The following is a 13,147-nucleotide window of genomic DNA, read 5'->3' as shown; positions in this document are numbered from 1 at the left end:
CGCCGACTTACGTCTATCCGAGACGCATCTCAGCACTACTTTTGCATGTTGACAAGACATAAGTTGCGGATATTGTCGACGGAACCAATACCCGAACCATCCTTTTCGGAGTCGTCCGTGGAACGCGTCGTTCAATTCACAGGTCCCCGCCAGGTGGAGGTGGCCCCGCACGAGAGCGCCGAGCTGACGGCCGGCCACCTGCGGGTCCGCACCCGCTTCTCGGGCATCTCCGCGGGCACCGAACTCACCGCCTACCGCGGCACGAACCCCTACCTGACGCGCACCTGGGACGCCGGGTCCCGGCTGTTCCGCGACGGCGAGGCCGGCATCAGCTACCCCGTGGTCGGCTGGGGATACTCCGAGGTCGGCGAAGTCACCGAGTTCTCCCCCGAGTTGGCCGGCACACCGGGGATGCCCGTCGTCGGCGACCTGGTCTGGGGCATCTGGGGCCACCGCAGCGAGGGCATCGTCCCCGCCGAGCGCATGATCGGGCACACGCTGCCCGCCGGACTCGAACCGCTGGCCGGCGCGTTCGCCCGGGTCGGCGCCATCGCCTACAACGCGATCCTGTCCGCGCACATCAACCTCGGCGAGGACGTCGCCGTCTTCGGGCAGGGCGTCATCGGCCTGATCGCCACGCGCCTCGCCCAGCTCAGCGGCGCCCGCGTCACCGCGGTCGACGCGATGGACGTACGCCTGGAGACCGCCCGCAAGTACGGCGCGCACACCACGCTGAACGCCCGCTCCGGCGAGGTGGCCGACCGGATCCGCGAGGCCACCGCGGGCCGCGGCGCGGACCTCGCCATCGAGATCTCCGGCGCCTACCCGGCGCTGCACGAGGCCGTCCGCTCGGTGGCCGTCGGCGGCCGCGTCGTCGCCTCCGGCTTCTACCAGGGCGACGGCATCGGCCTGCGGCTCGGCGACGAGTTCCACCACAACCGCGTGGAGATCGTCTGCTCCCAGATCGGTGGCGTGCCCGCGCCGCTGTCCGGCCGTTGGACGGTGGAGCGGCTTCAGCAGACGTTCCTGCGCCTGGTCGCCGAGGGCCAGGTCGATGTGGCCGGCCTGGTCAGCCATGTCGTCCCGGTGGCGGACGCCGCCGACGCCTACGTCCTGCTCGACGAACGCCCCGCCGACGCCCTCCAGGTCGTCCTGGAATTCTGAGAGGTACCGCGAACATGCTGAAGACCGCTGCCCAAGAACAGCTGCTGCCGGGCGAGACCCTCCAGGAGAAGTGGGACTTCGCGCAGGCCGCCGGCTACGCGGCCATCGAGCTGCGGGCCAAGGGCGACCTCCACTTCGCCTCCCGGCTCCCCGAGTTGCAGCAGGCCGCAAAGGACGGCGTCGTCATGCCGACCGTCTGCGTCGAGATGCTGCACTTCTTCGGCGCCTTCGACGACGACCTGCGCCGCGACGCCATCGAGCAGATGAAGTCGCAGCTCACCGTTATCGGCGAACTCGGCGGACTCGGCGCCCAGACCCCGGCCTCGTACGGCATGTTCTCCCGCCGCCTGCCCCCGTTCGAGCCGCCGCGCTCGCCGGAGCAGGACCGCGAGATCCTCCTCGCCGGGCTCACCGAGCTGGGCGAGCACGCCGCCGCCGAAGGTGTCACGCTCTACCTCGAACCGCTCAACCGGTACGAGGACCACATGGTCAACCGCCTGGACCAGGCGGCCGATCTGCTGCGGGAGGTCGGTCTCGACTCCGTGAAGATCGGCATCGACAGTTACCACATGAACATCGAGGAGAGCGATCCGGCCGCCGCCATCGTGGCCCACGCCGCCTACATCGGGCACGCCCAGGTGTCGGACTCCAACCGGTTCCAGCCCGGCGCCGGCCACCTCGACTGGCCCGCCTGGCTCGGCGCCCTGCACACCATCGGCTACGACGGATACCTCGCCGCCGAGTGCCGGCTGACCGGTGACCCGGTCGAGGCGGTCCGCTCCGTGCCCGCGTTCCTCAGGGGGTCCGGCGCGTGACGGCGCTCCTCGACCGGCCCGCCCGCACCGTCGCCGAAGACCTGACCCTTCGGCGCGGTGCGGCGCGCGTCCTCTTCGGCAACTGGACGGGCACCAGCACCGTGCCCTCGCGCACGCTGTACCCGCACCAGTGGAGCTGGGACTCCGCGTTCATCGCGATCGGCCTGCGACATCTGTCTCCGCGCCGCGCACAGCGCGAGCTGGAGTCGCTGTTCGCCGCCCAGTGGGGCGACGGGCGCGTCCCGCACATCGTCTTCAACCCCTCGGTGCCCAACGACGCCTACTTCCCGAGCCCCGACTTCTGGCGGACGTCGACGGCCGGCAGCGGCGCCGGGGCGCCCCGGGCACGCGAGACGTCCGGCATCGTCCAGCCGCCCGTGCACGCACTCGCCGCCTGGCTCACGCACCGGGCCGACCCACGGGAGTCACGCCGCCGCGGCTTCCTCGACCGGCTGTACCCGCGGCTCGTCGCCTGGCACGACTATCTGCTGACCGCCCGCGACCTGGGCGGCGGCCTCACGGCGGTCGTGCACCCGTGGGAGCCCGGCATGGACAACAGCCCCTGCTGGGACGCCTCGCTGGCCCGGATCACCCCCGCCGACCCCACCGGCTTCCGGCGCGCGGACCTCGACCACGGACACCCCGCGGACCGGCCCACCGACCTCGACTACGGCCGCTACGTCCAGCTCGCGCTCGACTACCGCGACGCGGGCTATGACGACCGGACCGCGAGCCACCGCTTCGCCCTGGAGGACCCCGGTGTCAACGCCCTGCTGATCGCCGGCGAGCGGGCACTCGCCGGGATCGCCGCCCACCTCGGCGAGGACGCGACGCGGCACGAGGCCAGGGCGGACCGGCTCACCAAAGCCCTCGTGGCACGGCTGTGGGACGAAGAAGCGGGTCTGTTCCTGGCCCGCGACCTGGTCGACGGCGCCCTCGTACGGGAACGCAGCGTCGCCGGACTCGTGCCGCTGCTGGTGCCCGGCCTGCCCGAGGCAGTCGTGGACGCCCTGGTCGCGACCCTCGACGGCCCCGGCTTCCACGCCGACTCCACGACGCTGGTGCCCAGTTACGACCTGACGGGACCGGCCTTCGACCGTACGCGGTACTGGCGCGGCCCGGCCTGGTTCAACACCGCCTGGCTGATCGAGCGCGGCCTGCGTACCCACGGCCGGCACACCCATGCCGACCGGATCCGCGCGGCGATCCTGGAGACGGCCGGGACGACCGGATTCGCCGAGTACGTCGATCCGACCACGGGTGAGGGACGCGGCGCCCGCGCCTTCTCCTGGACGGCGGCGCTCGCCCTCGACCTGCTCGCCCGCGAAGAAGCCCCCGAGGAGGAGGCACACCGATGAGCGGCACCACCCCGCGCGTCCAACTCGTACGCGACGCCACCTTCGTGCACCTCGATCCCGACGGCGGCATCGCCGGCACGCGCGGCACCTCTCCCGACGGCCTGTTCGTCCGGGACGGCCGCCACCTGAGCCGCTGGCAGCTCACCGTCGACGGCACCGCGCCCGCCGTCCTCTCCCCGCTCACACCGGCCGGGGACGGTACCGGCGAGTGCGTCCTGACCCCTCAGGGCACTCGTGACGCGCCACCCGCGTACACCGTGTTCCGCCACCAGGCGGTCACAGCGGGCGAGTTCACCGACGTGCTGAGCCTGGTCAGCAACAGCCCCGACCCGCTCGTCGCCGAGGCCGTCGTCACCGCGGACGCCGACTTCGCCGACACCTTCGAGCTGCGCACGGACGACCGCCACTACGACAAGCCCGGCGCGGTACGCCGTACCCGCCGCACGGACGCGGGCGTGGAGTTCGACTACCGCCGCGACGACTGGCACTCCCGCACCACAGTGGTCGCCGAGCCCGCGCCCGACGACGTACGAGCCGCGGACGACGGCCCGCACCGGCTGGTGTGGCGACTGACTCTCCCACCGCACGGCAGGGCCGAGGTACGGCTGCGCGTCACCGCGCACCCGCACGGCGGCCCGCAGTCCGCCGCACCCCGCACAGAGGAGCCCGAACTCAACGCTGCCGACGACGACTTGGGGCGGGCCTGTGCCCAGGGCCTCACCGACCTCGGCCTGCTGACGATCCCCGCCGCCGGAGTGGACGGCGAAGCCGTCGCCGTGCCGGCGGCCGGTGTGCCGTGGTTCCTGACCCTGTTCGGCCGGGACTCGCTGCTCACCTCGTACTTCATGCTTCCCTACCGGCCCGCTCTCGCCTCCGGCACGCTCAGCGCGCTCGCCGCCACCCAGGGACGGCGGTACGACGCCTTCCGCGGCGAACAGCCCGGTCGCATCGTGCACGAGATCCGGGGCAGCGAACTCGCCCACTTCCGGCAGATCCCGTACGGCCGCTACTACCGGACCATCGACGCCACGCCGCTGTTCCTGGTGCTGCTGCACGCCCACTACGAGACGACCATGGACCCGGCCCTGGCCGCCCGCCTTGAGCGGCACGCACGGTCCGCGGTCGACTGGATGCGCGGCGACGGCGGCCTCACCGAACACGGATACCTGGTGTACACGCCGGATCCGGGCGGCCTGGTCAACCAGAACTGGAAGGACTCCGCGGGCGCCGTCTGCCACAAGGACGGCACTCAGGCGCACGGCCCCATCGCCGTGTCCGAGGCCCAGGGCTACGCCTACGACGCGCTGCGCCGCACGGCACGCCTGGCCGACTAGGTGTGGCAGGACCCGGGCTACGCCCGCGAGTTGGACCGGCTGGCCGACGAGCTGCGGGCCCGGTTCGCCCGGGACTTCTGGATGGACGGGGACGACTTCCCGGCCCTCGCCCTCGACGGCGACGGCCGCCAGGTGGACGCGCTCGCCTCCGACGCGGGGCATCTGCTGTGGTCCGGCATCCTGGACGAGGACCGGGCCCGGCGTGTGGGCCGCCGCCTCCTGGAGCCGGACTTCTTCTCCGGGTGGGCGATCCGCACGCTCGCCGCGGACCAGCGGCCCTACCACCCGTTGTCCTACCACCGCGGCAGCGCCTGGCCGCACGACAACGCGGTCATCGCGCTCGGCCTGGCCCGTCATGGCCTCGCCGGCGAACTGCGCCGCGTGGCCGCCGGTCTCCTCGACGCGGCGGCCCGGCACGGCCACCGGCTCCCCGAAGTCCTGGGCGGCTATGCCCGTACGGACTCGGCCGGGCCCGTGCCCTACCCGCACTCCCGCTCCCCGCAGGCGTGGGCGGCCGCCACACCGTGGGCGCTGCGCACCGCCCTGGACACGGTGGGCGGTTGAGAGCCTGCCTCTGACAGCCGCGGGGTGGTGTCCGCACCCGACCCGGACACCACCCCGCGTGAGCTGCCGGATCGACCCGGGGCGGATCGCCCTACGGCGTGTACACGGCGTCGCTGCCGTACAGCTCCCTGGTGAACGCGGAGACATCGCCGCTGCGGTCGGCGCCGTCCAGGTTGTACGTCAGATAGACGCCGTACCCCTCACTGACGGTGCGGCGGGCGAAGTCGGCGGCCGTGCTCTGCGAGGTCCGGCCGATCTCGACGGCCGCCGGCGACAGCTTCGACTTGGGCAGCCCGATGCCGGGGACCTGCCAGCTGCCGTAGTACGGGTTCCAGGCATAGTCGAACTTGGAGGAGACGTCGACGCCGCCGTACGAGAGGCGTGACGCGGCCGGGCCGATGTTGTAGAGGCTGATGATCTTGCCCGGCATGTTCGCGCGCAGCGCCGTCACCAGGTGCACGAACGAGCTGCTGTTGGGCTGGCCGGTGCCGTTGTTGCCGTACTCGGCGTACTCGTCGTCGAAGTCGATGCCGTCGAGGCCGTACTTGCCGACGGTGTCCGACAGTTGCTTCGCGAAACCGGCGGCCGCCTGCTGCGAGGGGAAGTTGGCGAAGCCCGCGCCCTGGTGGTTGCCGAGCACCGAGAGCACGACCTTGATGCCCTTCTGCTGCAACGGGCGAATCTCGGTGGCAGCGTTGTCGAGGACGCGCTGCACGTTCTCGTTGAAGTGCAGATAGGCCGCCTTCGTGCCCGTGTCGTAGTTGATGTTCGCCGCGAAGATCACGGCGACGTCGAAGACATTGCCGCCGCCGTTGGCGAGGGTGTACTTGCCGACGTTGCGCATGCTGTTGTTGTTCACCTCGACGTACGCCACCGGGGTCGGACCCGCTTTCGCCTCGGCGGCGGTGGGGGCGGCCGCAGCGCCGGTCATGGCGGTCGTGCCGAGGGCGAGGGCCGCGGCGGCCGAGAACGCGAGCGCGGCCGTCCGCGCTCTGCGCGGTATGAGAGTGAACATCGTCGATGGGTCTCCCGTCGCATGGGCCGGCGCCCGACCTGTTCGTGAGCACCGGGTGAACTCCCGACCTTCGCGCTCCCACGACCGGATCCCCAGAACCGTGCACCAACCCTTCACGACTCCCCCGCACGTCAAGCGGGGAGAGGGCCCGACTCCCGGCCATGGCCGGCGAGAACGGGGCCGAATTTCGCCGTGGCCCCGGCAAACATCCGACGGCCGTGATCAGCGGATCGAGTTAATGTCACCGACTTCGCTTGGTCCGACAGGTACGCCGACCCCTACTGTTCTCACGACATCTGGACGAATTCCCGTCCGTATACCCGCATTTCCTCCCGTCCCTCCCTCAGGCCCATGCGCTGCCGCCCGACCAAGGAGAGCTCTCCCGATGACCGTTGACACGCCCCCGGAGGCTCGACCGGAGCCGCCCCAGCAGTCCAGCCTGGGGACGGCGGCTGCCCGCAACCTCTCCACCACGACCAAGTCCGCACCGCAGATGCAGGAGATCACCTCCCGCTGGCTGCTGCGGATGCTCCCCTGGGTGGAGACCACGGGCGGTACCTACCGGGTGAACCGCCGCCTGACCTATACCGTCGGCGACGGAACCGTGGAGTTCATCCAGGACGGCTCCGACGTCCGGGTGGTCCCCCGTGAACTCGGTGAACTGGCGCTGCTGCGCGGCTTCGACGACGTGGACGTGCTGACCGCCATCGCCGACCGGTGCGTGCAACGCGACTTCCGGGCCGGCGAGACGCTGGTCGAGCGCGGAACGCCGGCGGAACAGCTTCATCTGATCGCCCACGGACGCGTCAACCAGCTCTCCGTCGGTGAGTACGGCGGCGACATCACTCTTGACGTCCTGGCCGACGGCGACCGGTTCGGGGACGACGCCCTGCTGGAGGACGGTATCCACTGGGAGCAGACCGCGGTCGCCGAGACCCCGGGCACCCTGCTCACCCTGTCGCGCGCCGACTTCGCGGCCGTCCTGGACACGGCGCCGGCCCTGCGGGACCACGTCGAGAAGTTCAAATCCCGCTCGCGTCAGCGGCAGAACCATCGCGGCGAGGCGGAGATCGCGATGTCCGCCGGACACCAGGGCGAGCACGAACTGCCCGGCGCGTTCGTCGACTACGAGTCGAACCCGCGCCAGTACGAGCTCTCGGTCGCGCAGACGATCCTGCGGGTCCACACCAGGGTCGCCGACCTCTACAACGAGCCGATGAACCAGACCAAGGAGCAGCTCAGGCTCACCATCGAGGCGTTGCGCGAGCGCCAGGAGCACGAGCTCATCAACGACCGCGAGTTCGGTCTGCTCCACAACGCCGACTTCAAGCAGCGCATCCAGACGCACTCCGGCCCGCCGACGCCGGACGACCTGGACAACCTGCTCAGCCGTCGGCGCGGGACGAAGTTCTACCTCGCGCACCCCCGGACCATCGCGGCGATCGGGCGCGAGTTCAACGCGCGCGGGCTGTATCCGGACCACGTCGACGTAGGCGGTCAGCAGGTCCCGGCCTGGCGCGGGGTCCCGATCCTGCCCTGCAACAAGATCCCCATCACGAAGGAACGGACCAGCTCGATCCTCGCGATGCGTACCGGCGAGGAGAACCAGGGCGTCATCGGCCTGCGGCAGACCGGCCTGCCGGACGAGTACGAACCGGGGCTCTCCGTCCGGTTCATGGGCCTCGACGAGAAGGCGATCACCTCCTACCTCGTCAGCACCTACTACTCCGCCGCCATCCTCGTCCCGGACGCGGTCGGCGTACTGGAGAACGTGCAGATCAGCCACTGGCCCAGGTAGCGGGTCCGGCCCCCTCGGGACAGCCGCCCACCCCACCAAGGAGCCCGCAAGGAGTCATGAATGCCCCCGCCTGAGCTGACACCTCCTCAGTCGAGCCTGCCGGAAGCGCTCACACGCTTCGGGGAGCACGTACTGACCCAGGCCGCGGCCCGCGCCTGCGACATCGGCGCCGCCACCGGTGGCCCGCTCTGCGCGCCCGCGCCCGTGCATCCGCCCGAGCCTTCCCCGCCCGCCGCCGGCCTGGAGCGGCTTCTGAGCGGGCCCAGCGGCATCGGCACGTCGGGGCTGCGCCTGAGCCCGCGACAGGAACCACCGCCGCACGCGGAGCCGCCGGCACCCGTGGCGTCGGCCCCTGTGACACCGGTCACCGCGGCGCCGGTCACCGCGGCCTCGGCCACCGTGGAGTCGGCCGCCTCCGGGAAGGGCAGGCCGATTCCCGGCCTGTACCACCACCCCGTGCCCGACCCCGATCCCGTCCGGATCGAGGAGGTCAGCCGCAGGATCAAGTCCTGGGCGCTGGACGAGGTCTCCCTCTACCCCGACGACTGGGAGGAGGAGTTCGACGGCTTCCTGGTGGGCAGCTACATGGTCGGCTGCCATCCCGACGCTCCCACCGTCGACCACCTGATGATCGCCACCCGGCTGATGGTGGCCGAGAACGCGGTGGACGACTGCTACTGCGAGGACCACGGCGGCTCGCCCATCGGGCTCGGCGAGCGTCTGCTGCTGGCGCACACCGCCCTCGACCCCCTCCACACGACGCAGGAGTACCAGCCGGACTGGGCGAAGTCGCTGCACGCGGACGCGCCGCGACGGGCGTACCGCTCCGCCATGGAGTACTTCACCGAGGCGAGCAGCCCGTCCCAGGCCGACCGGTTCCGGCACGACATGGCCCGGCTGCACATGGGCTACCTCGCGGAGGCGTCCTGGGCCCAGGAGGACAAGGTCCCCGAGGTGTGGGAGTACCTGGCGATGCGCCAGTTCAACAACTTCCGCCCCTGCCCCACCATCACCGACACCGTCGGCGGCTACGAACTGCCGGCGGATCTGCACGCCCTCCCGGCCATGCAGAGGGTCATCGCGCTGGCGGGCAACGCGACGACCATCGTCAACGACCTGTACTCGTACATGAAGGAACTCGACGCTCCCGGCAGGCACTTGAACCTGCCGGTCGTGATCGCGGAACGCGAGGGCCTCTCCGACCGGGACGCCTATCTGAAGTCGGTCGAGGTCCACAACGACCTCATGCACGCCTTCGAGAGCGAAGCCGCGGCCCTGGCCGGCAACTGTCCCCTGCCGAACGTCCAACGCTTCCTGCGCGGCGTCGCCGCGTGGGTCGACGGTAATCACCACTGGCACCAGAACAACACCTATCGCTACAGCCTTCCCGACTTCTGGTAAGAGATTGGATTCATCAGTGACCAGCACCGAACTCACCGCCCCCGCGAGCGAGCTCCCCTTGTTCGTCCCCAACCCGGCCACGCCCTACCAGGGCGACATCGCCCGGTACTGGGACGGCGAGGCCAGGCCCGTGAACCTGCGGCTCGGCGATGTCGACGGTCTGTACCACCACCACTACGGCATCGGTGCGGTGGACCACTCCGCTCTCGGCGACGGTGACGGCGCCGAGAGCGAGCAGAAGCTGATCGCCGAGCTGCACCGGCTGGAGTCGGCGCAGGCCGAGCTCCTGCTGCGCAACCTCGGCGACATCGGCCGGGGCGACACCCTCATGGACGCCGGCTGCGGCCGCGGCGGCTCGATGGTGATGGCGCACCAGCGCTTCGGCTGCACGGTCGAGGGAGTCACGCTGTCGGCCAAGCAGGCCGACTTCGCCAACCAGCGTGCCGCCGAACTCGGCATCCAGGACCACGTCCGCGCCCGCGTCTGCAACATGCTCGACACGCCTTTCGAGACCGGTCAGGCCGCCGCCTCGTGGAACAACGAGTCGAGCATGTACGTCGACCTGCACGACCTCTTCGCCGAGCACTCCCGCGTTCTCGCGGTCGGCGGCCGCTATGTGACCATCACCGGCTGCTGGAACCCGCGGTACGGCCAGCCCTCGAAGTGGGTCTCCCAGATCAACGCGCACTTCGAGTGCAACATCCACTCGCGCCGCGAGTACCTGCGCGCCATGGCCGACAACCGTCTCGTGCCGCAGACCGTCATCGACCTCACCCCCGAGACGCTGCCCTACTGGGAGCTGCGGGCCACCTCGTCGCTGGTCACGGGGATCGAGGACGCGTTCATCAACTCCTACAGGGACGGTTCCTTCCAGTACGTGCTGATCGCGGCCGACCGCGTCTGACCGCCCCCGGCCGCCGTCCGGCCTTCCGCCTCGGTGGGAGGCCGGACGGCGGCGGACTCCGCGAGGAGCGGGAAGCCGTCCGTCCGCAGCACGCGGCCCCCGGCGTCCACCGCGAACACCTCGCACCCTGCCAGGGACGCGGCCCATTCGATGCCCTCGGGGCCCATCGCGAACGCCGCGGTGGCGACCGAGTCCGCCTCGGTCAGGGTCGCGGCCACGACCGTCATGCTGAGGAGTCCCGTCGCCGGGCGCCCCGTGCGCCCGTCGATGATGTGGTCGCCGCGCTCGTAACGGGCGGAGGTGGCGACCGCGCCGTCGGTCAACTCCAGTGCGGCGCACAGCTTGTCGGCGTGTTCGGGATGCCGCACTCCTACCCGCCAGGGTCCGCCGGAGGCGACGACGTCCCCGCCGGCGTTGAGGCAGAACCGCCGGACACCGGCCGCCCGCAGCATCTGCGCGGCCCGCTGCACCGACCAGCCCTTGACCACCGCGCAGGGGTCGAGCCCGCGCCCCGGCAGCCGTACGTCGAACGCGCCGCCCGTGGCGAGCCGGTAGTGCTCACACAGGTCGAGCACCTCAACGAGGTCGGTGCTCAGCTCGTGCGGCGCCAGCTCGCCTCGGCCGTGACGCGACACCTCGCTGCGGGACTTGAAGGGGCTGAACCGTTCGTCGACCTCCCGCAGCCAGGCGAATACGTCGTCCCCGGTCCGCTCCACGGCCTGGTGCGGTAGGTCGTCGTCGATACGCAGGGAGACCGGGAACCCCATGACGTGCTCGACGCGGTGCACGTCACGCTCCCTTCGCGTCGAGGGCTGCCTGGAGGGACTCCTTGTAGGCGTCGCTGGTGATCGTCGCGCCGGTGACCGTGTCGACGTCCGCGTTCTGCGTCTCCAGTGTCTGCGCGACCAGCTTCGGCACGGCCGCCTTCGTCTGCGGATGGTTCGGCTGCTGGAGCAGCTTCACCGCGGTGATCTCGTCGCCCTCGAGGACCACCTGGACCTGCACCGGGCCCTTCTCCGTCGTGATGGTCGGCCCCTTGACGACCGTGCTGGTGGAGCCGCCCGAGGCGCCCGTGGATACGGAGGGCGCCGGGGCCGGCTCGGCGGTGGCCGTCGTATCGCCGACGGCCCCGCTGGACGGCTCGTAGCGCCAGACGGAGATCAGGCCCACGATGCTGAGGGCGACGACGGGTACGGCTCGCGGGATGGCTCGCTTCACGATGTCTTCCTCGTCCTGCTCAGCCCGCCAGGCTGAAGCGCTCGAAGTGGATCTGCTGCTTGGGCACGTCGAGGTCGCCCAGCGTGCGCAGCACGGCGTTCATCATCGGCGGCGGCCCGCACAGGAAGACGTCCCGGTCCGCCAGGTCCGGCACCAGCCGGGTCAGCTCGTGCGGCGCCAGCTTGTCGGGGACGGGCGGGCCGGTGACCAGGTGCAGCTCGGCGCCCTTGGCGTGGGCGAGGTCGCGGAGTTCGTCGTAGAGGACGGCGTCGCGCTCGGAGGCGACCCGGTAGATGACGACCGTGCGGCCGTCGAGGTCCTCCAGGAGCGCACGGATCGGGGTGACGCCGACGCCGCCCGCGATGAGCAGTGACTCGGCCCGCGTGCGGTGCAGGGTGGTGAAGGCGCCGTAGGGGCCCTCCGCGAACACACGTGTGCCGACCTTCAAGTGACGCAGGGCCGCGCTGCCCTCCCCGGCCGCCTTGGCGGTCAGGCGCAGGCTCCGGCCGTCGGGGGCGGCGGAGAGGGAGAAGGGGTTCGCCTGCCACCAGCGGTCCCTGGTGAGGAACCGCCACAGGAAGAACTGACCGGCCTGGGCGGGCAGTTTGTCGAGGTCACGGCCGGTGATGTGGACGGAGACGACGTTGTCGGACTCCGGGACGACCGCCGAGACCCTGAATTGGTGCCGCGTGTTGCGCCACAGCGGCAGGACGACGCGCCCGAGGAGGACCGAGCCCAGGGCCACGGCCCACACCCCGTACCAGTACGCCGTCGCGGCGGACGACGAGGTGAAGGTCGTACCGACCGCGACCTGGTGCGTGAAGGCGAGCACCACGGCGACGTAGGCGTACAGGTGGATGAAGTGCCAGGTCTCGTAGGCGAGACGGCGGCGGGCGTAGCGGCCGGAGACCGCGCCGATGACGAGGATGAGGCCGAGCGCGACGATCGCGCGCAGCACACCCTGCGTCGTCCCGGCGAGGTCGACGAGCTCGGTGACCGGACCGACGCCCGCGCCGTCGGCGTAGCCGAAGCTGATGAAGACGACGTGCGCGAGCAGCGTCCACAGCAGGCTGAAGCCGGTCCAGCGGTGCCAGCTGGTCAGCCGGTCCATGCCGATGCGGCGGTCGAGCCAGGGCAGCCGGGCCACCAGGACCAGTTGGAAGGCCATGATCAGCGCGCTGGACAGGCCGGTGAGGCGGCCGATGACGATCAGGGCGTTGGAGGCGAAGCCCGCCTGGGCGAAGAAGTAGGCGACCACGGCGACGTTGGCGGCGAGCACCGCGTAAAGGCCCGTGCGGGCCACCACCCTGGGGCGTATCGCCGTGGGGGGCGCAGCGGCTGATTGGACGGTCGTCACAGGACGGCAGCTCCTCGATCGGGGGTGGGGACTCCGAGTGGTGGGTTCCGAGCTTGGCTGGCGGAAGCTGTCGGGAACCTGTCGGACTGCTGACAAGTCCTTATCAATGAGCCTGCTGTGTGAGCCGGGGCATACGGTCCGGCCTGCCACGTGACGCACTATTAGGACTCCGTTAGGTCTTCCCGTTTGTGCTGATCAAGAGCATGTTGGATGTGTGGA

10 protein-coding genes and 1 pseudogene are annotated in these 13,147 nt (G+C 70.9%); 7 read left to right on the top strand and 4 right to left on the bottom strand.

The window, feature by feature from the left end:
• The first annotated feature begins 117 nt into the window (after positions 1-117).
• The 4 genes and pseudogenes from ABD366_RS30895 to ABD366_RS30880 all read left to right on the top strand — a co-directional run bounded on the left by ABD366_RS30895 (position 118) and on the right by ABD366_RS30880 (position 5,235).
• Positions 118-1,164, top strand: a complete 1,047-nt coding sequence (locus ABD366_RS30895; RefSeq protein WP_324773260.1) for a zinc-dependent alcohol dehydrogenase — start codon at positions 118-120, stop codon at positions 1,162-1,164.
• 14 nt (positions 1,165-1,178) lie between these two features.
• Positions 1,179-1,979 carry a sugar phosphate isomerase/epimerase family protein gene (locus ABD366_RS30890; RefSeq protein ID WP_324773262.1) on the top strand — a complete coding sequence of 267 codons (801 nt, stop codon included), beginning with the start codon at positions 1,179-1,181 and terminating at the stop codon, positions 1,977-1,979.
• On the top strand, positions 1,976-3,337 hold the full coding sequence (locus ABD366_RS30885; protein WP_324773264.1) for an MGH1-like glycoside hydrolase domain-containing protein: 1,362 nt from the start codon (positions 1,976-1,978) through the stop codon (positions 3,335-3,337). The genes ABD366_RS30890 and ABD366_RS30885 overlap by 4 nt, the downstream gene beginning before the upstream one ends.
• Positions 3,334-5,235, top strand: a pseudogene (locus tag ABD366_RS30880) (amylo-alpha-1,6-glucosidase). The gene ABD366_RS30885 and the pseudogene ABD366_RS30880 overlap by 4 nt, the downstream one beginning before the upstream one ends.
• Before the next feature lie 91 nt (positions 5,236-5,326).
• Here the strand turns inward: ABD366_RS30880 and ABD366_RS30875 are convergent.
• Positions 5,327-6,250 carry an endo-beta-N-acetylglucosaminidase H gene (locus ABD366_RS30875; RefSeq protein WP_324773266.1) on the bottom strand — a complete coding sequence of 308 codons (924 nt, stop codon included), beginning with the start codon at positions 6,248-6,250 and terminating at the stop codon, positions 5,327-5,329.
• A gap of 385 nt (positions 6,251-6,635) precedes the next feature.
• On the opposite strand from ABD366_RS30875, the gene ABD366_RS30870 reads away from it, so the two are divergent.
• The 3 genes from ABD366_RS30870 to ABD366_RS30860 are packed head-to-tail and all read left to right on the top strand — an operon-like array spanning position 6,636 to position 10,353.
• A complete protein-coding gene (locus tag ABD366_RS30870) occupies positions 6,636-8,048 on the top strand; it encodes a family 2B encapsulin nanocompartment shell protein (protein WP_324773269.1) in 1,413 nt (470 codons plus the stop codon).
• 60 nt (positions 8,049-8,108) lie between these two features.
• Complete coding sequence (locus ABD366_RS30865) at positions 8,109-9,449, top strand: family 2 encapsulin nanocompartment cargo protein terpene cyclase (RefSeq protein ID WP_324773271.1); 1,341 nt, start codon at positions 8,109-8,111, stop codon at positions 9,447-9,449.
• Positions 9,450-9,465: 16 nt separating this feature from the next.
• On the top strand, positions 9,466-10,353 hold the full coding sequence (locus ABD366_RS30860; protein ID WP_324773274.1) for a geranyl diphosphate 2-C-methyltransferase: 888 nt from the start codon (positions 9,466-9,468) through the stop codon (positions 10,351-10,353).
• Here the strand turns inward: ABD366_RS30860 and ABD366_RS30855 are convergent.
• The 3 genes from ABD366_RS30855 to ABD366_RS30845 are packed head-to-tail and all read right to left on the bottom strand — an operon-like array spanning position 10,302 to position 12,928.
• A complete protein-coding gene (locus ABD366_RS30855; protein WP_324773276.1) occupies positions 10,302-11,141 on the bottom strand; it encodes an FAD:protein FMN transferase in 840 nt (279 codons plus the stop codon). The genes ABD366_RS30860 and ABD366_RS30855 overlap by 52 nt on opposite strands.
• A 1-nt stretch (position 11,142) precedes the next feature.
• Positions 11,143-11,559, bottom strand: a complete 417-nt coding sequence (locus tag ABD366_RS30850) for an FMN-binding protein (protein ID WP_324773286.1) — start codon at positions 11,557-11,559, stop codon at positions 11,143-11,145.
• 31 nt (positions 11,560-11,590) lie between these two features.
• Positions 11,591-12,928, bottom strand: a complete 1,338-nt coding sequence (locus tag ABD366_RS30845; protein WP_324773278.1) for a ferredoxin reductase family protein — start codon at positions 12,926-12,928, stop codon at positions 11,591-11,593.
• Positions 12,929-13,147: the final 219 nt, after the last annotated feature.

Origin of the sequence: Streptomyces kunmingensis (assembly GCF_039533535.1) — a bacterium.
In the GTDB taxonomy this organism is placed as follows: Bacteria; Actinomycetota; Actinomycetes; order Streptomycetales; family Streptomycetaceae; genus Streptomyces; species Streptomyces kunmingensis.
Note: the sequence above shows the minus strand (reverse complement) of the source record. Positions and strands in the feature narration are given on the sequence as shown.

Bases quoted from the DNA above. Each gene is read 5' to 3' on its own strand.
- ABD366_RS30865 (WP_324773271.1), top strand. From the start codon at position 8,109: ATGCCCCCGCCTGAGCTGACACCTCCTCAGTCGAGCCTGCCGGAAGCG.
- ABD366_RS30870 (WP_324773269.1), top strand. From the start codon at position 6,636: ATGACCGTTGACACGCCCCCGGAGGCTCGACCGGAGCCGCCCCAGCAG.
- ABD366_RS30875 (WP_324773266.1), bottom strand. From the start codon at position 6,250: ATGTTCACTCTCATACCGCGCAGAGCGCGGACGGCCGCGCTCGCGTTC.
- ABD366_RS30890 (WP_324773262.1), top strand. From the start codon at position 1,179: ATGCTGAAGACCGCTGCCCAAGAACAGCTGCTGCCGGGCGAGACCCTC.